This window comes from Hyunsoonleella aestuarii, from assembly GCF_006148925.1.
GTDB lineage: Bacteria > Bacteroidota > Bacteroidia > Flavobacteriales > Flavobacteriaceae > Algibacter_D > Algibacter_D aestuarii.
The window spans coordinates 108,871-131,919 of sequence record NZ_VAWB01000003.1 but is presented as its reverse complement, the minus strand read 5'-3'; the positions used below and the strand labels follow the sequence as shown (position 1 = coordinate 131,919).

The window sequence follows — 23,049 nt, the reverse complement described above, 5'->3', positions numbered from 1 at the left end:
TTTGTAAATGAATTTAACAAAGCAATTTCTAGTAGTCAATGAAATATAGCACTTATTATAATCTTGCAGACCCATCTGAGGTTGAGACGGTAACCAACCAACTCTGGCAGGGATTTAATATCCTCAGGGGCGTGATTTCATCGGATAATCTTCATGTCTATTTGTATTTGTTGTCTGCTTATTATGACGGACTGATCCTCGAAGAGGAACTTACAAGTTTCAATAATCCAAACGGTTTTTTAAAAGGTGTATTAAAGTCTAATGATCAGTACAATGAACTGTATGAACATTATGAGACAATTTTGAATGCTATTCCCGTTGATGTTTTATTTGATGTATTTCAGACTTTGGGTAGAATCGACTTTGGTAGTGTCTTAGGAATTATTCCGGATATTTTTGATGATTTGTTATATAAACTTATAGGTTACCAGGGCAAATCAACAGAACTAAACCCTTTGCCTTATGAAATAAGTTGGTTTGTCAATCAGATTGCCGAAAGCTATAAACCACATACTGGTGGCGATTTTGTTTTTAATCCATTTGCGGGAATGGCTTCTTTGTGTCCTAGAATTAGCGGTATTTATTATCATGGCCAGGAGATAATTCCGAAAGCATGGCTATTGGGAAAGCTTCGATTATTATGGTTACGCAGTGAGGAAGAATATGAAACTTTTAACCATGATTTTAATTTAAAGGATCCTATTAAAAACTGGCCCGTTCCAAATACTGAGGATAAGTATGACATTGTAATATCCAACCCACCGTTTGGAATGAAAGTGGACTCCTTTTATCTAGGGCATAACATTAATTTAAAAAAAATATCCGTAGAACAGTTTGTTATAGAAAAGGGTTTGGATATAGTAATTGAAGATCGGGGCAGTGTTTTATGTGTGGCTCCCGTCGGAATACTATTTAGAGGAGGGCCAGAAGCTGATTTGAGAAAACGATTGGTTGAAAGTAACCAATTGGATACAATTATTCACTTCCCTGGAGGACTGTTAAAAAATACAGGAATACCTTTTTGTTTAGTGGTTGTCTCACTTAATAGAAAAAATAGAAGTCAAGTAAGGCTTGTAGATGCCACTGAATTTGCAACTATTGAAGGAAGAAACAAGATTTTGGATTCAGAAGGACTTTTGGAAAGACTGAATCAGGAAAATCCCGGTGATTCTCTCCGATTTGTAAGTCCTGATGAAATCCGTGAAAACGATTATAATTTAAATGTCAAAAGATATTTTTTAAGCAAGTTAGATGGTGTTAATCTGTCTGAAGTGGTTCAACAAAAATTTCCTGCAGGCAGAAGATTAGAAAGGGAAAACGGAGATAAAGAGGCTATTAGGAAAGCAGTTGTTGTTAGAATTAAGGATTTAAAGAATGATCCTTTTGATTACAGTTTAGATCCACTTCAAATAGAGAAGAGTGAAATACCGAGATCTGCCAGGGAATTTGAGGGTCCTGCTCTGTTTCTATCGAAAATAGGTGAGAATATAAAACCCACATTTCTGGATTCCAATAATAATGATGTATCGGTTTTTGTTCCAAGTGATATAATGGTATTGGAAGTTGATCAAAGCAAAATATTAATTGAATACCTCATATTGGAGCTCAACACAGAATATGTTTTAGATCAAATTAAAGCTTTTAGAACCGGTACCGCCATTTCTTACATTAGCAAGCAAGATATTTTAAAAATAAAAATAGAGCTGCCTAGCCTTCAAGAGCAAAAGGCAAAGGTTCAAGGTGCGAAAGCCGCATTTTTACAGAGTATTGAGAGGGAGTTAAAACTTAAAGAAGAGGTTTTAGGTGTAAAAGAAGAGTCTAAAAGAAATATAAAATCTTTTCTCCATACAATGAGGCAATATTTAAATGCTTTGAAAACCAATGTAGGAGGGACAAGTGTATTTATAAAAAAATATGGGGATCAGGGTATAAACTTGGAAACGATCTATAGTAAAAATTTGAACCAGACCTTAGGAGAACATTTTAATAGTCTTGATGATACCATCAATTCTATGGCAAGGCTATTGGATTCCTTTGAAAATAAGGACAATGGCTCTGAATCAGATATCATAAAATTAGAAAAATTAGTAAAAGAAGCACAAAGGAGATTTAAAAACCCCAAGAAATTTAAATTTGAAAAAGTTTTTATAGACCACGATGCATTTGCCTCAGACCTTGGTTATTTAGATCAGTTTATAGAAATAAACAAAGAAGATTTTTTCAAGGTATTTTCAAACATCGTTTGCAATGCTGTAGATCATGGTTTTGTCGATAACAATAAAACATACGCTATAAGAACATCAATTTTAAATAATAAAGAAAAAGGGGAATTCATCCTTGAAATATCAAACAATGGAGAACCTTTTCCAGAAAGATTCAATTATGAGGACCTGATTACAAGGGGTGAAAAATCAACTTTAAGTAGCGGGACTGGCACAGGGGGTACTGATATAAAGGATATTTTGGAAAAACACAATGCCTATTTTGAATTGGTTTCTGATGAAAATGATGAGTTTTCTGTTAAATATATTTTACATTTCCCTCAGCGTACGCTTTTAGATGATTTTAAAGAATTTTTATCAAATGACAATGCTAACAATTTAAATGAAGTTTAATGATGGATAGCCAAATAAGACTACAAGTATTATGGATTGATGATGAATGGGAGAAACAAAAGGACCTCATAGGTGAAGCAGAACATTTTGATATAGATATTATACCGGCAGCCTCACATCAAGAAGGTATGGAAATCCTTGAATCTGAATCTAATAACTTTCACGCCGTAATATTGGATGCTAAAGTTAAACTTAATAAAGAATCAAAAAAAGCTGACTTAACTGGCCTAAGGGCATCACGTGATCGATTAATTGAAATTAATCAAACACAATATTTGCCATCATTTATTTTTACCGGTCAGCCAGATTATTTAGACAGTGCTATGTTTAGAGAGTCCTATGGTGATTTTTTTGTAAAAGGGTCTGACAATAAAAAACTATATCAAGCAATTAAAGTTGCAGCCTCCAAATCTGAAGAGATGAAAGTAAAAATGGAATTCCCCGAAGCTTTTAAATGCTTTGAAAAGGGTATTCTGAACAGTAAATCTAAAGGATTGTTTATTGAAATAGTAAACAATCTGCGCAATAGCGATTATCGCAAGAAAAATATAAATGTCCAACGAGATTTCCTGGAGTCCATTTACCTTGCTTTAAACGACCCTTTTCCATGTATACCAAATTTCTGTTTCTCTAATGGTCGTCCTAATCAAGAATGGTGTACAATTTTTATGGAAGATAGACTTGTAAAGGACCGTAATGGAAATTCAGAAAAACTTAATAAAGACATACCAAAAGACATAAAAGGGGCATTTAGAAAAATAAAAGAATCAACCAATGGTTATTCACATCTATCTGAAGAGGACTTAGTTAAAATTCCTTTTATCGCCAATGCATATTCAATTATGGAAATCCTTGGATGGATGCCATCATTTATTGAAGAGCACTATAAAAATTATATTTAACGTGCAGAAGGTAACTTTATAATTGTCGTAAACGAAAGCCTATCTACTGAGTCTTTCAACTCTACTGAATTTCAATATTTTCCCAATCCAGTAAATAAGAATCTCATAATAAAGTCTCAAAAATTAATTGACCATCTTACTGTTTATAACATCTTTGGACAGCGTATTATTACTAAAAGCCCGAATACCAAAATTGAAAAATTAGATTTTATCGGCTTAAATCAAGGCGTTTATTTTGTTGAGGTTACTATTAATGATTTAACCAAAATTATTAAGATTATAAAAAGAGATTAAAAATGCTTGTAAATTTCATCTTATTATTGCGACAAGCATCAACAAGAATAGCTCAATTTGATCTTGATTTCATTAAGTAATAAAAATTAATTAGGTAAAGGTTTGCACACTGTTTGCACAATCCCTCTCTGGAGCTTAAAAACTCAACAAATCTCATAGCTCAGCTGGATAGAGCATCTGATTTACAAAATAAATACCATCCGTTAACAATAACCTAGGCTCCCATTTCAATATTACACAGAAAAAATTTTTTCTATTTTTTTTTCACACTTTATATATTAAAAACAGAAGTCCCCTTCTAGCCCTAACCCCACCCATATTTAGCAGGTGTGGGGTTATCCCCCTTTAATAAAACTGCGTTAACTAAAATCATATAATTATGAGTGTAACTGTAAAAGAAATTAAGAAGGCTACAAATTCTAAAGACGAAGAATTTTATGGCTTAATCGTTCAATCTGGAGCTGTTCCTGTTAAGAGTAAACAAACAGGCAGAGTGTATTTGACAGCCAAAACAGCATTTGTTGCTACCACCTTCGATGAAGAAACTGCTTCATCCCTTATAGGTACAACGTTTGAAGGCTCAATAAGGAAGGTGCCTACAGATCCTTATGAATACACCATTGAAGAAACTGGTGAGATTATTGAATTATCGCACCGTTGGGAATACTATGACCCAGCACTAGATTTAGAAGAACAAGTGGTATCGATAGCAGATATTATGCAAACTGCGGATTAAGTCTAAGTCGATTAATTCTAGTTAGAAGAGTTTATCACATCATCTGTGATAAGCTCTTTTTTTATTTCTACAAACAACAATTATATATAACCAAAAAACAAACATTATGCAATTACAACAAACACAACGCAACAACGTAAAACTACGTTTGGGCATATCAGGAGCATCAGGATTTGGTAAGACCTATTCTGCCTTGCAATTGGCCTACGGAATGACCAGTGATTGGTCTAAAATAGCTGTTATAGATACAGAGAATTCATCAGCCAGCCTATATTCAGATTTAGGAAATTTCAACGTACTAAATCTATTTCCTCCATATAGCCCAGAACGGTATATAGAAGCTATTCAAACTTGCGAAAAGGCTAATATGGATCTGATTATTATAGATTCCATAACTCATGAATGGCAAGGTGAAGGTGGCTGTTTACAGATCCATGAAAAGCTAGGTGGTCGATTCCAAGACTGGGCTAAGGTGAAGCCTAGGCACCAGAATTTCATAGATGCTATTCTACGATCTAAGTGTCATATCATCACTACCACTAGGCGTAAAACAGATTATTCATTAGATGTTGGTTCTAATGGTAAATCTAAAGTGGTGAAGCACGGTACAAAAGAGATAACCAGTGAGGGCTTTGAATACGAGTTATCCGTAAACTTTGAGCTCATAAACGAAAATCATTTGTGTAAAGTCAGTAAGGACCGGACTAATCTTTTCCATGGAAAACCTGAATTTATAATAAACTCTGCTACAGGTAAAAAATTAAAAGCTTGGTGCAATCAAGGTGTATCTCTGGAGGATGTAAAGCAAGAGATAAATGCTACTAATACGTTAGAAGGCTTAAGGCATCTTTATCAAAAACATAGAAGCCTGAAACAGGAAATTCATTCGCTTATCATGGCGAGAAAATCTGAAATCGAAAACACTTCTCAGATTGTAGACAACAAACAAATCATTAACACAAAAACAATACAAAATAATGGAATTGACAACAGTAACACAACAAGTGGTCAGTAATCATGAGGTAGAGTCATCATCTATTTCTAACAACAATAAGTTTATAGAAGCAAACACACAACAGGTTACGCTTTCACATTTAAGACAGGATTGTACGATTCCTATATTTGCAAAAGATAATGAGAGTACCATTCCACATTTTGAGTTTATAGGTGCGGTGCGTGAGATAGCACAAGAGCTATTTCCCGAACGAACCGTGATGATGGCCAATATTAGGACCTCTCACATCATTAAAGGACGTATTCCTTCTGCAATAGGTAAACCTGCCAAAGAGCTATTAGAACACGAGAAAACTATTTATTATGAACGTATGGCCTTTATGGTTGAGATACCCCATATACATACGTATATCAATAACCAGAAGCTTAATCTCACCGTTGGTGGTGTTAGATCCTATTCTGAGCAGAACCTGTTCTCCAAGAAAAGCATAGAGAAATTTAAAATCTTTATAGGCTTTAAAAATATGGTGTGCTGTAATCTCTGTATCGCCACTGATGGATTGAAAGATGATCTGAGAGTGAGTAGTGTGGAGGAGCTTAAATCAAAAACAAGGGAGCTTTTTCTTACCTATAATCAGGAAAATCAGCTTGAAACTATGCAAGAGTTACAGGAATACACTATTAATCAAGAACAGTTTGCGCATCTTATTGGTAAGATGAAACTTTATCATCATTTGGACAAACAGCAGAAGCAGCAGTTATTTGAACTGAAGACTACAGATTCTCAAATCAACACGATTGTTAAGAACTATATTGATGATCCACATTTCAGTGCCGATAATGACGGATATATCACTCTCTGGAACCTGTACAACCTATTCACAGAGAGTTCTAAGAGCAATTACATAGACAACTTTCTGTGTAGAAATTGTAACACTTATGAATTTGTAAACCATCTAGGCGCAGCAATCAAGAACAAAAAGGACAACTACTTCCTTCAGGATCACGATATAGTGCAGTAAACCTAATTTATTTTATTAAAAATGAGCAATAAAGATCTGATTGAGCTTTTGAAATATTGCTCACCACACATCATTTATGTGGTTAATGGTCAAAATAGAATTATAAAGCTACATACGCCTTTTAAATTGTTGGTGCTACAAGATATTGGTGATTTAAATATGAACCAAATTGTTTCTTGTGAAGAATTAAAAATTACTAACGAAGGTAGGATTGTGTTTTATATAGATGGTAAAACCTATCACACTTACTATTTTGACATTCTAACAATATAAGTTAGAAAGAGCATTATGCTGTATCTTTTGGTTCTATGGAAATAGAACATTTTCTGAGACGGTTTTGGCTCTATAAACATAAAACCACTGAGAAAATTCACTCTGCATACTGCTTGCATATCAAAGCCTAATCGTATAATTTAATTTATTAAATGTAACTTAAAAAGTTATGTTCTATAATTATTTCGATTAGGTTTTATGTGTCGATCGAGCAATATTTTTTAAGGACAGAAAGTATTTTAAAAGAATAATAAATATTATTATATCTTTGTAATAGTATCAGGAACGCAATATAGCGTACCAACCGAGCACAAAAGCCACGGTGGTTTAGTATACGGACAGTTCAGTCAAAATAAATGAACATCCACAATTTATATTATCACCCTGATGCATATAACCTTTAAAACTATGCATTATGAGTTTCAATTTATCAAAACAAGAAGTATCAGAAATCAATTCAGAGCATCTACATTCTGTCGATAAGCTATATCGAATGTTTGCTGGAGTAGGCTCTCAGCTATTAACTGTTAAAAATGACACTTTGGTGTTAGAGATTAATATAAATGATCAATGGCTAACTAAAAAAACACTTGAGCAAACATCTATTCAATTCTTAAATAATTGGAAAGAGCATATTAAGGAACTTCAAAAGTGTAAATATTACATAGTTTATATATATAAATCAAACCCTTTGGGTTTTACTATAGATACAAAAACAACAAAAGAAGAAATTGAGTTAAAGCTCAAGAACCTGAATAGCAGAGAATCTAAAATACTGTTGGATGTATTTTCTAATTACTAGATATATAAATAATGAAAACAGTATTCACTAAAGAAGAAGGTGTTATAATGAGTTCCAAACAGGATTTCGGAGACATCAAAAATCTTATTGATGAGTTTCAGTATCTCATGGATACCCTTGAAATAATGGGTGATATCGACTTTAAATATTTTTACAGAGTAACTGAAGATAATTACATACAACTTGCCTACAAAATGGATAAGAGCGAACTGGAGTTGTGTGCTCAATACAAGTTAAGACATGACAACTTAAAAGAGAATATCATCTTTATTGTTAAAGAGAACATTGAAGCACATTTACCTTTCATAGGATTTCCTATATTTCAAAATAGTGTGGTTTTTACAAAACAAGAGTTCGATAGCATCATTAATGTAATGAAAGATGAAAAACTCGCCATTATAGAACAAGCAAAGGCATATCAAACACCTCTAATTGATTATTTAAGAGACCGCAAATTAAATCCAAGACCTACCGGTTATAATCCTAATAGTTGGGTTGCTAAATGTCCATGTGGCGGTAATCACCAAATAATGGTTTCTACTTTACATGACGAATGGGGATGCGGATATTGTAATCGAGAAGGAAAGATTCTTGAATTGGAAAAATGGTTACAGGAAATAAAAATTAAAGAAGACCAGAAAAGACTTAGCAAAATGTTAAAAGAACTGAAAGAAGATGGCAAGCTATCAAAGCAAACTTCAAAATGGTGGATGAACAGATATTAAATAATCATAAAAATATAAATAGAATAGTTTTTAAATTTAGTTTGACATCAATAGTATAAATTGTTAATAAATATTTATTTCATATTATGAGATGTTTAAATATCATTATATTTTTGATAAATAGAATATATTATGTGATGAATCGGATTAAAGAAGTTTTAGAAGAGAAAGGCATTAAGCAAACTTGGCTTGCTGAAAAACTAGGAAAAAGTTACAATATGGTCAATTCCTATGTCCAAAATAGAAGACAGCCAAGTTTAGAAGATCTATACAAAATTGCTGAAATATTAAACATCAGCCCTAAAGAATTATTAGTAGAAAATGAGTAAGAAACATACATTTATAGACCTATTTGCAGGTTGTGGTGGTTTAAGTGAAGGTTTTTATAAGCAAGGGTTCCAAGGATTAACCCATGTTGAATATGATCATTGGGCTTGTGAAAGTCTTCGTAATAGAATGAAATATTACGGATACCCAGAAGATAAAATAAGTGTTCTTGAAAAAGATATAACAGATAATGATATAATTGATCAAATTGAATTTGAAATATCCAATAAGTCAGTCGATGTATTAATCGGAGGCCCTCCATGTCAGAGCTTCTCTTCATTGGGCAGAGCCAAAGATGAGAACGGTATGCAAAATGACCCAAGAAATTATCTTTTTGAAAGCTATGAAAAGATATTAAATCATTTCAAACCTAAAATTTTTGTCTTTGAAAATGTAACGGGTTTGTTAACCGCAAAACTTGGAAAAGAGAAAACAGTTAATATCATTCTTAAAAAACTTGGTAAGGATTATAAACTTATTAACGATCCAAGTAAAATGGTTTTAAACTCTTGTGATTACGGTGTTCCACAAGTAAGGAAAAGAGTCATTTTAATTGGTGTAAGGAAGGATATTGAAATTGATCCAGCAGTAATTTACAAAGGCATAATAAAAACTCATTACAATCCAGATTCTATTGGTGCAGAAATAAAGAATAAGAAGAAATATGTCTCTGTAAAGGATGCTATTTCAGACCTTCCTGCTATAAAACCAGGTGAAGGTGAAAAAATAATTGAGCACAGTATTAGTTCATGGAATGATTATTTGACTAAGATAAGATCCAAAAATGACACCGTTTTATTAGATCATGTCTCAAGAACTCATAATGAACAAGATAGAAATAGGTATAAGGCAATGAGTAAAAACAAATGGACATTTATGGAGATGCTTGAAAAGAAACCTTCCCTAAACCATTTAAAACAAAGAGTTTTTAATAATAGTTACGTTGTTCAATTTTGGGATAAACCTGCTCGTACAATTATTGCTCATTTATATAAAGACGGAAATCAATTTATACATCCTGATCATAAACAAGAAAGAACTTTAACCGCTAGAGAGGCCGCTAGATTGCAATCTTTTCCTGATGATTTTGTTTTTGAAGGCTCAAGAACACAACAGTACAAGCAAATTGGGAATGCTGTTCCACCATTAATGGCAGAGGCAATTGCAAAGAGTATTAAAAAAGTTTTAGCAAAATCATAATATGTTTCAGTATATATACAAAATAGAAAATACTAAAGAAAAGAAGTTTTTCATTGAAAAAGTTAATCTGTTTATTAGGCTTATTAATGTTTTTGCTCAAAAGAATAACCTCGTTGACTCTTCATTAAATTCTGATGTATCGAGAGACACAATAAAAAGACTAAAGGAGCTAGAAATTATTGAATCATATTCGGAAGATGAGCAAAAGCAATTACTAAAAGTTCTAAATGCACCTCTTTTTATGGAGTTCATAACAGCAGTCAACTATAACCTTAAGTATCAAAAACTGATCGGAGATTTATTAAACAATTTAGATCCTAGTAAAAGGAAGATTATTCAAGAAAAATCCAAAAAGAAGGCTGGCCCAAGGACTATTGATTTTTTCTGTGGAGCTGGTGGTCTAAGTCTAGGCTTTAGTCAGGAAGGATATAAAGTAGATTTAGCAAACGATTATGAAGATGTTTGTATCGAAACCTTTAAATATAATCATCCTGAAGTACCAGATAATAGAGTGATTTTAGATGATATTCGAAATATTGTTGATCATATAGAAGATTATGTTAATAGTGATATAGATGTTGTAATTGGAGGGCCCCCATGTCAGGGGTTTAGCTCTGCAAATCAACAAAGAATTATTGATGATCCGAGAAATGAACTTTACAAGTATTTCTTAAAGGCAGTAACCAAAATTGCTCCAAAATTTGTGGTTATGGAAAATGTCAAAGGAATGTTACCTTATGCAGAACAAGTAATTGAAGATTACCAAAATATTAAAATAGAAAAAACCAATAAAATTTTATCATATTCTGTTGCTTGTAAAGTACTAATATCTGATGATTTTGGGGTTGCACAAAAAAGACAACGCCTAATTTTTATTGCAATTAGAAATGATATTTCTAAAAAGAGGAAAATCACTCCAATAGATCTTTTTGAAGAAATTGACAAAAACAATCAAAAAAATAAAAATCATGTTTTAAGAGATGCGATTGAGTTTATTAAACCGCTTGATTCTCCTCGTATAAAAAACATGACAGAGGTTGATGATGAAATTACTGGCAAAAAAGTAGATGTAAATCTATTTAATGGTAATGAAAATCCTTATTTAAAGTTAATAAACGAAGGAAGAAAAATTGATTATGTGTTTAATCACAAAGCCAGATATGCAAATGATATTAATTATGAGATTTATGGTACATTGGAGCAAGGCGAAGATGGCACTAGTGAAAAGATAAAACACATAATGCCATATAAACATCGTAATCACATTTTTAAGGATAAATATTTTAAATTAGTTGAAGATAAGCCATCAAGAACGATTACAGCCCATTTAAAAATGGATTGTCATTCTCATATTCATCCAAGGCAAGTTAGAAGTATTACGCCTAGAGAGGCTGCCAGAATACAATCTTTCCCTGATGATTATGTGTTTTTAGGAGCTTACTTAAAAACCTATATGCAAATTGGGAATGCAGTGCCACCAGTTATGGCTAGAGGTATCGCTAAAGTGATTAAAAAATATATTTAAGACCAACAAATATGAGTCAATCATCGTTTAAGAAAATATTATCGCCTTCTGAAGTTGGAGCAAAAAAAATGAATGATAGGTATTTAACATTTAAGAGTAAAGTAGATTACATTAAATTCTATGGCAAAACATCTCCAGTAAGGATTAATCATATAGATAAAGTATCCATAGAACAATATACTTTTAGATATGACAATGCAGTATCTAACGGTGAAGTGAGACTTTATGAAATGGGCCTATTTTATGCAGAAAGAGGTGCATTACCAGGTGATGAAGTTAAAATTGAAAAAAAAGTTATTGATGGGAACACTTTTTATGAAATTGACTTATTAAGAAATGGAATTTCAACATATTATTCGCAAGATTATTCATTACCAGACGAAGTCAATGAAGATAATGCTAAAGGTTATCCGGAAGGTTACTTAAAGAGTGTCTTGGTGAACAAATTTGAAAGAAGCATTAAAGCTCGTAATGAATGTATTGATTACTATGGTGCTATATGTGCCGCATGTGAATTTGATTTTGAAGATAAGTATGGGGATATTGGAAAAGGATTTATACATGTACATCATTTAGTCCCAATTTCAGAAATTGGAAAATCATACAAAGTAGATCCAATCAATGATCTAATTCCAGTTTGTCCAAATTGCCATGCGATGATTCATAAAAGAAAACCTAATCCTTTTAGAATTAATGATATAAAAGAAAGACTAGAAAAATGAGGGTTCAACAGTTTATAAAGTCATTAAACAATACTGAAATTGGCAAGGGGGGAACTCACGAATGTTACGTGCTTGTTTCCAAAAAAGCTGAAAACATTGAAAATATTTTTGATGCTAGCAATCATAAACCAATATTTATAAATTTAAAGAATGGAAGAATTGTCGATAGCGTCCATATAACAACTGGAAGAGAGTTTAGAATTAATGGATTAGGTGATTTTTACCGAACTAACGATGTTAATGCTGGTGATGAAATTATTTTTGAAAGACGTGACAATGGGCCAAAAACAGAATTTTTTATTAACATAAACACAAAGGAGAACACTATCATATTTCAAAAAAACAGCAGAGGGTTTGAAGTGCTGAATTTAGATCGTTTGAACAGTTTGCTGAAATCTGATAAATACCAGACAGAAGTTAATTACAATGGGAGAAACGGCGTTTTTGAAATAGAATTTAAAGAATCTGCAAAAAAAAGATCTGATTCACCAGTTGCAACGGACTTTTACTCTATTTCATTTAATGACCAGGACATTTTAAACGATTTAAAAAACAACGAATATCTGGAGCTATCATATTCAACATCAAATAAAATTTTAAAAAAGGTAGTTGTATGGCAGGAATATTCAATGAAATTATAATTGAAATTGAATGAAAAAAAAGGACAGAAAAATTCTTAAAGGTATATTTAGTGAGCTTTCAAATTATACTTATTCAGAGCTTAAATCAAGATTCGAAAAGGAATATGAAGAAAAACTAAAAATTGATACTAAATATTCTAATGATCTGAATATTGAAGGAAGATTAGAAAGAGAAGAATATATTACCAATCTGGATTCGCACCAATTAGAGTCATTTAAGTTTGTCGTTAAATCTATTCAGGAAGGTTATTTGTTTACCGAGGACGATATAGATAGACTAAATAATTTCACATCACGAATAAACTATTTACTCAAATCTACTTCACCTCACAACAGAGGTATGGCAGATCAGATGAATAATATAAAACATGGAGCCAAAATCAATCCTAACGCACCTACTTTTACTCTTAAGTTAGACTTCAATGACTCAGCAAACCAGGCGTCGAAAAACAAAGAGTTACAAATCCATAAATTCTTTAATAACTGTGTAAAATCAAAATCATGGAGTGAGTTTAAATCAAATTCTGGTTTACATTCAGCTTTTTTTGATAAATCTTTCGAATGGAAATTAGTTTATGTTTTTTCTAATATAAAAAACTGTCAGGAAAAGACCAATTATCCGCTTTATTATGCCGCATGGCAGGTTATTGCCGAATGGTGTTTTGATGTTGAATATGGAAACTATGATGCTTTTTGTGAGTATTACAGGAATATAGATTTTCTTGATGATCCAAAATTGCTTCATTTCAGTTGCTACTATTATTTGCTAAGATTAGCACTACGCAATGATATAAGATATAAGGATCTTCTTGAATCAAAACAGGAGAAGGAAAAACAAAACATAATTAAAGAGCTCCGTGAAGATGAGGATGATGACCTAAACATAAAAGAAGAAAACAACAATAATATAAGCGAAATGGCTACAGACAATAAGTTTTACATATTAGCAATTAATCAATTATCCAGAATATTTTCAAATGTAAGAGCTGGTAAAGAATTTGAATTTGCCATTTCTACAAGCGAATCAGTAATATCTGATTCAGCTATTTCGATAGGTGATGTATTATTAGCATATGTGGACGATAAGATCTATTACCAGTTTAATATAACAGATAAAACCAATGATGAAATTCGGCTGAAAAAAGTATTTGAAATTGAAAAATCAATTGGTTATAGTATTGATGAAGAAGGTGTTATTAAAGAAATAACTAAAGAAGAGTTTGATTCAATTACTTCTAAGCTGTTCAATCAATTTGTAAGTGAAACTGCTCTATCTGATGAATTACAGAATGAAACTAAAATTTATATTGAAGAAAAATATACTGGTCGTTTTGTGTTTCAAGTCCTTAAGTATCTTGATGAATTAGATGAGTTGGATAAAATTAAACCCTTTTTTAGAAAAAATACCGACGTAAACTATACTTCTATAAAGGCTGATGATGTTAGCTTGAGTTCCATTTTTAAAACTTCTGAGAATGTATTATCAAAAGACGAACTAACATTTAATGATGGAAAACCAAGGTTTTTTGAAGATATTCTTTTCTTCTGGAACAATGAAAACTATTATCTTTCTACTGAATGGACTAGTGGAAAGGATAGTAGATTAGATCTTGATAATTTTAAAATCTTAATAGAAAAATATTATCCTAAATATTCCATTTATGAACAAAACGGAAAATACTTTTTCTCTGATAAAATTCTAGAGAGCACCAAAATAATACAAATAGATTTTGATATAAAAAATTTTCAAAATGCTTGTAAAAATGCAGGTTTAGTCTATTCAGATAAACTCATTACTCGATTTGCTAGCTCTCTGATGACTAAACCATTCGTCATATTAACAGGTCTTTCAGGTTCAGGAAAAACAAAACTGGCCCAGGCATTTGTCCAATGGATATGTCAGGAAGATAGTCAATATTGCATGATCCCGGTTGGTGCAGACTGGACCAATCGTGAACCATTGCTTGGATATCCAAATGCCTTGAAGCCCGAAGAGTATGTAAAGCCTGACAGTGGTGTTATAGACTTAATAATACAAGCCAACTCAAATCCTGAGTTACCTCATTTCCTGATTTTAGATGAAATGAATTTGAGTCATGTAGAGCGGTATTTTGCCGATTTTTTAAGTGTAATGGAATCAAAAGAAGAGGTTCCTTTATATGCTGAAGGCACTGTGGAAAATGGAGTTCCATCAAAACTTAAGGTGCCTGAAAACTTATTTATAATTGGTACAGTAAACATAGATGAAACAACCAACATGTTCAGCCCGAAGGTTTTAGACAGAGCTAACACTATTGAGTTTCGCATAAATAACGATGAAATGGCAGGTTTCCTGGGCTCTGCTAAAAATCTTAATATGAGTGCTTTCTTAAGTGAAGGAGCGAATATGGCTCAGGATTTCATTAAGTTATCCGGAAACAAATCATTTACAACAACAGACATAGATGATATAAATAAGGCACTAATTAACTTCTTTGGTGAATTGCAAAAAAGTGGAGCTGAATTTGGGTATAGAAGTGCAACTGAAATCCTGAGACTTATTAATCAGTTAGATGTTTTAGACAATAAACTGACAACTCCTGAAAAGATAGATATTGCTATTATGCAGAAGTTACTTCCAAAACTTCATGGCTCTAGAAGAAAACTTGCACCGATTTTGGAAACTTTAGGAAACTTTTGTGTAAATGGCGACATAAAAGTGATCAAAGATGTTTTTGAAAAAGTTGATTTTAATTATACAAATAATAATGTGTTATACCCATTATCTTTAGAAAAAATAGCAAGGATGTATAAAGGCGCTATAGATAATGGTTTTACAAGCTTTGCTGAAGCATAGGAAATGAAAGAATTAGCTGAAATAGAAATTAACCTAGATACCGTGCAAGAAGGCTTGGCACTTTGGATCAGTTCCAAAAGACAAGGAACCTTATTTGACGGCATTAATTCAGCTAATGAAAATAACGAAGCTCGTTTTCAATTAATTGAAGGGTGTTACTATGATTATGAGATTAGTGACGATCAATTTATGCTTGGAGATATTGGTGAGAATATAATTCAACAGCATAAACGTAAATCTAATATAGGTACAATCTCACCAAATATTTTTGTTGGTACTTTAGAAATTCCCCTACTAAAAAAGGAGAGTTTAGAAAAGTGCAAATCAATTGATTTAGAAGTACAATCCGTTAAATCAGGATATCGTGATGATTATAGGGATATGCTTGAACTCATCACAGAGAAATGCACAGATCTGCTTTTACAATCCAATTCACCGGTGTCTCATCAATTTGACGTAGATTATTCAAAACCTAACCAAACTCATTACCAAAAGTTTGCTTTTATTAAATCCATAATTAGTTCAGAAGAGTTTAGAGATGCTGTTCATAAAATTGTGACAGCGCCAGTAACTAAATGGACTGAAATGCATGAGCAAAAAGATGTTAGAAGTGTAAGAAGATTTTCTAATAATAATGTAAAAGAGCTAGTTAAAGGTGGGAAAAGAACGAATTTGCCTCACGGTCATTATTTAGAAAGCTATGGTTTAAAATCCCTTCCTGAAAGAATAACCAGTATTCGAAAAACGGATTCTGTTGATACCCCAGAAAACCGTTTTGTTAAACATGCCTTAGAAACATTTTTAAAGTTTTGTTCAGATATCAATAAGGCCTCCGCAAAGGGATCCAAACTTGATAAGGAATCTGTAATGTTAATTCGAGAGTTAGAATCTCAATTACACCATTCTATTTTTAAAGAAATTTCAAGACCCACTACTTTAAAACTTAATAGTCCTATTCTTCAGCGTAAAGAAGGCTATAGAGAGGTATTAAGAACTTGGTTAATGTTTGAGTTGGCTGCTAAATTAATTTGGCAAGGTGGTGAAGATGTTTATGGAGCGGGCAAAAAGGATATTGCTACACTCTATGAATATTGGCTTTTCTTTAAACTATTAGACTTATTTCAAGAACTCTTTAAAATAGATCCTAAAGATATTTCTGAGTTGATAGAAGAATCTGATAACGGCCTAAATCTGAGATTAAAACAAGGGAGATTTACAGCTTTAAAGGGTGTTTACGAATCAAATAGCAGAAAATTAAATATCAAATTTAATTATAACCGATCATTTAGTGGCAGAAAAACTTATCCTGATTCAGGAAGCTGGACAACAACCTTACGTCCTGATTACACGCTATCATTCTGGCCATTTGGTATATCAGAAAGAGAAGCTGAGAAACAGGAATTAATAGTGCATGTGCACTTCGATGCTAAATACAAAATAGCTAATCTGACCGATTTTATTGGACAGAATTCAGATAAAGATTTAGACGAAGAAAAAACTGAAAACAAGAAAGGAATTTATAAAAATGCAGATTTAATCAAAATGCATGCTTATAAAGATGCCATTAGAAGAACTGGTGGTGCTTATATTTTATACCCAGGAGATAAATCAATAAACAGTAAAGGGTTTCACGAGATTATACCTGGATTAGGTGCATTTCCAGTTCGACCATCAAAAAAAAATAGTGGAATTGGTGAACTTAAATCTTTCATATTAGAAATTATAGAACACTTCGTTAATCGTGCTTCACAGAGAGAAAAAATTGCATTCAGGACTTATGATGTATATAAAAACCCTCCAAGACTAGATAGCATTATCAAGGAACCTTTACCAGAAGCATACAATTTAAACAGAGCCTTAATACCTGAAAACACTTTTCTTTTGGTAGGGTACTGTAAATCTCAGGATCATCTGGATTGGATAAATAAAAACTTATTATATAATTTTAGAATGAATAGTAATAGAGGAGCTTTAAAGTTAACTCAGGAAACATTAAAAGCGAAATATTTATTACTACATATGAAGGGTGATAAATCATCAAATAAGTTGTATAAAATTAAAAAAACTGAATACCGAGTAACGAGAAAAAATACACTGATACGTTTGAAATATCCTAATCCAAGTCAAAAAAGCTACTTTGTTGTCAAGTTAGAAAAATGTACTGATAAAGAATTTATAAATTTATCATGGAATTTTAGAGAATTAAAAAATTATAAATTAGGTAGAGCCTCTGCAATACCATTTGTTTGCAGTATTAAAGAGTTTATGGAAGTAAAAATATAATTATTATTTAAACGATATTATTTTAATACATTTCTCTTTAAAAATTAGTTAATCGTACATAAATCGTACAATAATTAAAACCAAAAAATCCTTAAAACCATTTTCCTTATCTGATAAATTATAATTTAGTAGAACAGAGAAAATAATATTGATTGTGGGGATAATGTGGGGGTAATAATTAAATAAAAAATCGTAACTAATTGATAAACAATATAGTTACGATTTTATTGTGCGGAGAAAGAGGGATTCGAACCCCCGGAGGTGTGACCCTCAACAGTTTTCAAGACTGCCGCATTCGACCACTCTGCCATTTCTCCTTGAGCGCCTCATCAGGTATTCCCTGAATGCGGGTGCAAATATAGAACCCTTTTTTATTTCTTTCAAATAAAAACTCTAATTTTTGGTTATATTTTTTCATTCTTCATCAATTGAATTAATTACGAGGTTAAAATGCGTGAATAGATAATACATATGTTATTTTTGCATAAATTTTGAAACGAATTATGGATATTATCGAAAAGTTAGAATGGCGTTATGCCACTAAAAAATTTAATTCAAGTAAAAAGCTTCCTCAGGATAAACTACTCACTTTAAAAAAAGCTTTTAATTTAACTGCAACCTCCTTTGGTTTACAAACAATAAAGTTGCTTATTGTTGAAAATAAAGAAGTTAGAGAATCTTTAGTTAAGCATACATTTAATCAAAAACAAATATTTGAAGCTTCACATTTACTAATAATTTGTATACAAAAAAATATAGTTCAAGAAGATGTAGATACTTATTATAACAATATTAAGCAGATAAGAAATACCCCAGATACTATTTTAGACCCTTACAGAAAAGATCTTATAAAGATGATGGGAAAAATGTCGTTGCAAGAACGTTTGCAATGGTCCAAAAATCAGGCCTACATAGCTTTGGGTAATTTAATGACAGTTTGTGCAATAGAAACAATTGATGCTTGTCCTATGGAAGGTTTTAACCCTGCTAAATACGATGAAATTCTAGAACTAGATAAAAAAGGTTTGAAATCTGTATTATTGTTACCTATTGGATATCGAGCCGATGATGATATATTTTCTGAGTTTAAAAAAGTTAGAAAACCTCTAGAAGAGGCTGTTATAGAGTTATAAACTATTAGTTGTTGAGATAGATTGGAATTGTACAAACAAAAAATATATTATGCCGGGATTTGAGTTATTTGGAGATAAAGAAAGAAAAGAAGTAAACGATGTATTGGACAATGGTGTACTCATGCGCTATGGTTTTGATGGTATGCGAAATGGTCATTGGAAAGCCAAGGAATTAGAAGCTGAATTGGAGAAAAGTTTTCGAACTAAACATGTTCAATTGGTTTCCAGCGGAACGGCAGCTGTGTCCGTCGCTTTGGCATCAGCTGGAATTGGAGCAGGCGATGAAGTTATTATGCCAACTTTTACTTTTGTGGCAAGTTTTGAGGCTATAATGATGTTAGGTGCTATTCCTATTCTTGTAGATATTGACGATACACTCGGTTTAGACCCAAAAGCGGTTGAAAAAGCTATTACTTCTAAAACTAAGGCTATTATGGTTGTTCAAATGTGCGGTAGTATGGCAAATATGGATGCCTTAGTTACAATTGCTAAAAAGCATAATATTTTGCTAGTTGAAGATGCTTGTCAAGCTATTGGAGGGACTTATCAAGGGAAGCCTTTGGGAAGTATTGGCGATTTAGGGTGTTTTTCTTTCGATTTTGTAAAAACAATTACTTGCGGAGAAGGAGGAGCAGTTATAACGAACAATGAAAAGTATTATTCTAATGCAGACCATTACAGCGATCATGGTCATGATCATATTGGAAATGATAGGGGCGCAGAATCTCATCCGTTTTTAGGATATAATTTTAGAATTTCAGAATTACATGCCGCAGTAGGACTAGCGCAGGTAAAACGCTTACCTGAATTTTTAGACATTCAGAAAAGAAATTTTTCCATTATCAGAAATGCTTTGGCAGATATTCCGGAAGTTACATTTAGAACAGTACCAGAAGGAGGTTTGGAGAGTTGCGCCTTTTTAAATTTCTTTTTACCAGATTTAGAAACCTCCAGAAGAGTTATGGAAGGATTTAAAAAAGGAGATATAGATGCTTGTTGGAACTATTATGATAATAGTTGGCATTATATACGTAAGTGGGATCATTTGAAAAATTTAAAGTTACTTCATCCAATTTCTCAAGAAGTGAAAAAAGGATTAGAATACCTCAAGGAGAAAAACTTCAATCAATCCGATTACTACATTGGTAGAAATATATCTTGTCTTATTAAGTTGTCTTGGACTGAAGAAGAAGTCCAGTTAAGAGCTAATAAAATGGCAGAAATAATTAAGGAAATACTAAGATAATTAAGTATTGTATTGTTTTTGTATGGGTTAAAATTCCTTTAGTTTTATTATGTAGGTTTATTTTTGGTGAAAAAGAATATTATGCCAAAACGTTACAGTCTACTCTTTTCTTTAATAATATCTTTAACGACTTTAGCTCAACAGACACCAATAGATTTTTCTGAAAGTTCACATGTGTTTTCGAGTTGGGGAGGTAGTTCATTCTCTTTACTTGTTGCTCAAGAAGAAGGTGAGTTTGCTAAGAATAACTCAGCATTAGAGCAAGGAAATTATATAGATTTAAGCAGACCTATAGATTTGGATGTAGAGGATGAAATCACACTAAGGTTTTATGCTTTTGATGCAGATGCGCATAATGTAGTTGTTAAATTAGAAAATGGAACCAATCCTGATGTTGAAGTAACTGTTACAGCCCCTTCAAATCAAAACGATTGGTCAGATTTAACCTTTGATTTTGCGACAGTAGGTGGTTTCGGTCAATATAGTAGACTTACCATAAGAATTGATGATGGAAGTAGTGTACCGGGAACGTTTAGAATAGATGATATTAATGATGGTAATATAGCGACAGACCCTCATGCAATAGATGTAATTTATGATGATTTAGTTTGGGAAGATAATTTCGATTCAGGCTCAACTGCAGTAGCTATAAATTCTACCAATTGGTTTCACCAAACATATGCACCTTTTTATGATGTTAATCTTAAGGCAAATACTTGGTTTAATGGAGAGAAGCAACACTATACAGACAGGATTGATAATTCTTATTTACAGAATGGCGAATTAAATATTGTATTAAAGCGTGAAGATTATACACCGTCTGCTCAACCTGGAGCAGCTGCACTACAATTTACATCGGCCCGCCTAAATTCGAAATTTTCTTTTACTTATGGTAGGGTAGATGTTAGGGCTAAATTACCAGCACGTACAGCTTCATGGCCAGCAATATGGACTTTAGGGACTAATATAGCAGAGGTTGGAGGTTATTGGTATCAATCTGGGGTTACAAATACAGGTTGGCCTGCTTGTGGTGAAATCGATATCATGGAGCATGGTCTTCATCCTGATAACACAACATCAAGTGCTATTCACGTACCAGGAAGATCTGGTGGCAATCCATTTACTGAAACTTTTGGATTGACAGATGTGGTGAACGATTACCATATCTATTCTGTTAATTGGTCACCAAATAAAATTGTATTTCTTATCGATGATACCCCTAATTACTCAGTCACTAAAACACAAATGGAAGCCAATGGCGGTACTTGGGTGTTTGATTTGGATCAATATTTATTATTAAATGTAGCAGTTGGTGGTTTTGCGGGTACCCCAGATTTTAATGATTTTAATGACAGCTCTATGGTTATTGATTATGTAAGAGTCTATCAAGAGGCACCGTTAAGTATCGATAAAGTTAAAGCCAATAACTTTCATGTATTTCCTAATCCAACTCGAAATGAAATTAATATAAAAACAAATATTAATATAGACTATATTGAGTTTTACGATTCTTTTGGCAAATTTATACTTCGCAAATCACAGGATGTAAAATCAATAAAATTAGATGATTTTAGTTCAGGATTATATTTACTTAATATTTATTCGAATGGTTCTAGAATAGTTAAAAAAGTAATTGTAAATTAATAATTTACATACTCAACAATCTCTAGACCATAACCAATTAAACCAACGCGTTTAGTCTGTTCTGTATTTGAGATTAATCGAAGTTTATGAATATTTAGATCGTGTAATATTTGGGCTCCAATTCCAAAATCGCGCGAATCCATGTTAACACGAGGTGCTTTTGTAATTTTATTTGCAGTTTGGTTTTCTTTTAAATAAGATAGGCGCTTAATAATATTCATAGATTGTGACTCCTGGTTAATAAAAATAATGGCACCTTTCCCTTCCTTATTTATTACATTAAACATGTCATTCAATTGAGAATCCACATTATTGGTTAAAGTTCCTAGAATATCGTTGTTTATTAAAGTAGAATTTATGCGAGTAAGTACTTTTTCATTATCCTTCCATTGCCCTTTTGTAAGTGCAATATGAACTTGATTGTTTGTGGTTTGCTTATAAGCACGCAATCTAAAGCTACCAAAACGGGTTTCAATTTCAAAATCCTCTTTTTTCTCAATTAAAGAGTCATGTTGCATTCTGTAAGCCACTAAATCTTCAATAGAAACAATTTTTAAATCTAGGTTCTCTGCAACTTTCATAAGCTCTGGTAAGCGAGCCATGGAACCATCTTCGTTCATAATCTCTACAATAACGCCAGCTGGTTCTAGTCCAGCTAACCTTGCAAAGTCAATGGCGGCTTCTGTGTGACCAGTTCGTCTTAAGACACCACCTTCTTTAGCAACTAAAGGAAATATATGTCCTGGACGTGCTAATTCAAATGGCTTAGTTTGTGCATCTATTAATGCTATAATTGTTTTAGCTCTATCACTCGCAGATATACCTGTTGTAACACCATTCCCTCTTAAATCTACCGAGACTGTAAACGCAGTTTCCATCGGGTCGGTATTATTGCGAACCATCATATTTAATTCCAGTTCTTTGCATCGAGTTTCTGTAAGAGGAGCGCATATTAATCCACGACCATGCTTTGCCATAAAGTTTATCATCTCTGGTGTTACTTTATCGGCTGCAGCGACAAAATCACCTTCATTTTCACGATTTTCATCATCTACAACAATGATAACCTTACCATTTCTAATATCGTCAATGGCGTCATGTATGGAGTCAAGTTTAAATGAAGTTGTTGTAGTTGTCATGGTTTTTTCAATAATCATAATACAAAGATA

20 protein-coding genes, 1 tRNA gene and 1 riboswitch are annotated in these 23,049 nt (G+C 32.4%); of the genes, 19 read left to right on the top strand and 2 right to left on the bottom strand.

The window, feature by feature from the left end:
- The first annotated feature begins 38 nt into the window (after positions 1-38).
- The 16 genes from FEF17_RS12905 (at position 39) to FEF17_RS12830 (ending at position 17,857) form a co-directional block, all read left to right on the top strand.
- Positions 39-2,615: an N-6 DNA methylase gene (locus FEF17_RS12905; protein ID WP_139002829.1), complete on the top strand. Its 2,577-nt coding sequence runs from the start codon at positions 39-41 to the stop codon at positions 2,613-2,615.
- Positions 2,615-3,517, top strand: coding sequence for a hypothetical protein (locus tag FEF17_RS12900; RefSeq protein WP_139002828.1), 903 nt, complete (start codon positions 2,615-2,617; stop codon positions 3,515-3,517). The genes FEF17_RS12905 and FEF17_RS12900 overlap by 1 nt, the downstream gene beginning before the upstream one ends.
- Positions 3,518-3,535: 18 nt before the next feature.
- On the top strand, positions 3,536-3,811 hold the full coding sequence (locus tag FEF17_RS14525) for a T9SS type A sorting domain-containing protein (RefSeq protein ID WP_139003042.1): 276 nt from the start codon (positions 3,536-3,538) through the stop codon (positions 3,809-3,811).
- A gap of 379 nt (positions 3,812-4,190) precedes the next feature.
- On the top strand, positions 4,191-4,547 hold the full coding sequence (locus tag FEF17_RS12890; RefSeq protein ID WP_139002827.1) for a hypothetical protein: 357 nt from the start codon (positions 4,191-4,193) through the stop codon (positions 4,545-4,547).
- A 148-nt stretch (positions 4,548-4,695) separates the two neighbouring features.
- On the top strand, positions 4,696-5,562 hold the full coding sequence (locus FEF17_RS12885; RefSeq protein WP_246046849.1) for an AAA family ATPase: 867 nt from the start codon (positions 4,696-4,698) through the stop codon (positions 5,560-5,562).
- A complete protein-coding gene (locus FEF17_RS12880; protein ID WP_139002825.1) occupies positions 5,525-6,523 on the top strand; it encodes a DUF3871 family protein in 999 nt (332 codons plus the stop codon). Before FEF17_RS12885 ends, FEF17_RS12880 begins: the two co-directional genes overlap by 38 nt.
- Positions 6,524-6,544: 21 nt before the next feature.
- Entirely contained in the window at positions 6,545-6,796 is a 252-nt protein-coding gene (locus tag FEF17_RS12875) for a hypothetical protein (RefSeq protein WP_139002824.1), read from the top strand.
- Between the two features lie 271 nt (positions 6,797-7,067).
- Positions 7,068-7,161: riboswitch (SAM-I-IV-variant riboswitch) on the top strand.
- 50 nt (positions 7,162-7,211) lie between these two features.
- Positions 7,212-7,598: a hypothetical protein gene (locus FEF17_RS12870; protein WP_139002823.1), complete on the top strand. Its 387-nt coding sequence runs from the start codon at positions 7,212-7,214 to the stop codon at positions 7,596-7,598.
- Between the two features lie 11 nt (positions 7,599-7,609).
- Positions 7,610-8,323, top strand: a complete 714-nt coding sequence (locus tag FEF17_RS12865; RefSeq protein WP_139002822.1) for a hypothetical protein — start codon at positions 7,610-7,612, stop codon at positions 8,321-8,323.
- Positions 8,324-8,460: 137 nt separating this feature from the next.
- Complete coding sequence (locus FEF17_RS12860; RefSeq protein WP_211342485.1) at positions 8,461-8,652, top strand: helix-turn-helix domain-containing protein; 192 nt, start codon at positions 8,461-8,463, stop codon at positions 8,650-8,652.
- A complete protein-coding gene (locus FEF17_RS12855) occupies positions 8,645-9,850 on the top strand; it encodes a DNA cytosine methyltransferase (RefSeq protein ID WP_139002821.1) in 1,206 nt (401 codons plus the stop codon). The genes FEF17_RS12860 and FEF17_RS12855 overlap by 8 nt, the downstream gene beginning before the upstream one ends.
- A gap of 1 nt (position 9,851) precedes the next feature.
- Positions 9,852-11,375 carry a DNA cytosine methyltransferase gene (locus FEF17_RS12850; protein WP_139002820.1) on the top strand — a complete coding sequence of 508 codons (1,524 nt, stop codon included), beginning with the start codon at positions 9,852-9,854 and terminating at the stop codon, positions 11,373-11,375.
- Positions 11,376-11,386: 11 nt separating this feature from the next.
- Positions 11,387-12,097: an HNH endonuclease gene (locus FEF17_RS12845; protein ID WP_139002819.1), complete on the top strand. Its 711-nt coding sequence runs from the start codon at positions 11,387-11,389 to the stop codon at positions 12,095-12,097.
- A complete protein-coding gene (locus FEF17_RS12840) occupies positions 12,094-12,738 on the top strand; it encodes a hypothetical protein (RefSeq protein ID WP_139002818.1) in 645 nt (214 codons plus the stop codon). Before FEF17_RS12845 ends, FEF17_RS12840 begins: the two co-directional genes overlap by 4 nt.
- 10 nt (positions 12,739-12,748) lie before the next feature.
- The gene (locus FEF17_RS12835; protein ID WP_139002817.1) at positions 12,749-15,574 is read left to right on the top strand and encodes an McrB family protein; all 2,826 of its coding nucleotides are present in this window, start codon (positions 12,749-12,751) and stop codon (positions 15,572-15,574) included.
- Positions 15,575-15,577: 3 nt separating this feature from the next.
- Positions 15,578-17,857, top strand: coding sequence for a DUF2357 domain-containing protein (locus tag FEF17_RS12830; protein WP_139002816.1), 2,280 nt, complete (start codon positions 15,578-15,580; stop codon positions 17,855-17,857).
- 232 nt (positions 17,858-18,089) lie between these two features.
- On the opposite strand, the gene FEF17_RS12825 is transcribed toward FEF17_RS12830, so the two are convergent.
- A tRNA-Ser gene (locus tag FEF17_RS12825) sits at positions 18,090-18,174 on the bottom strand.
- Positions 18,175-18,360: 186 nt separating this feature from the next.
- Here FEF17_RS12825 and FEF17_RS12820 point away from each other — a divergent pair.
- The 3 genes from FEF17_RS12820 to FEF17_RS12810 all read left to right on the top strand — a co-directional run bounded on the left by FEF17_RS12820 (position 18,361) and on the right by FEF17_RS12810 (position 21,880).
- Positions 18,361-18,990, top strand: coding sequence for an NAD(P)H-dependent oxidoreductase (locus tag FEF17_RS12820; RefSeq protein ID WP_139002815.1), 630 nt, complete (start codon positions 18,361-18,363; stop codon positions 18,988-18,990).
- A 49-nt stretch (positions 18,991-19,039) separates the two neighbouring features.
- Positions 19,040-20,236 (top strand): DegT/DnrJ/EryC1/StrS family aminotransferase, encoded by a 1,197-nt coding sequence (locus FEF17_RS12815; RefSeq protein WP_139002814.1) that lies wholly within the window; start codon positions 19,040-19,042, stop codon positions 20,234-20,236.
- 81 nt (positions 20,237-20,317) lie between these two features.
- Positions 20,318-21,880: a glycoside hydrolase family 16 protein gene (locus FEF17_RS12810; protein ID WP_139002813.1), complete on the top strand. Its 1,563-nt coding sequence runs from the start codon at positions 20,318-20,320 to the stop codon at positions 21,878-21,880.
- Here FEF17_RS12810 and ribB read toward each other — a convergent pair.
- Positions 21,877-23,019 (bottom strand): 3,4-dihydroxy-2-butanone-4-phosphate synthase, encoded by a 1,143-nt coding sequence (gene ribB, locus FEF17_RS12805; RefSeq protein ID WP_139003040.1) that lies wholly within the window; start codon positions 23,017-23,019, stop codon positions 21,877-21,879. The two genes, FEF17_RS12810 and ribB, sit on opposite strands and share 4 nt — an antisense overlap.
- Between the last annotated feature and the right edge of the window lie 30 nt (positions 23,020-23,049).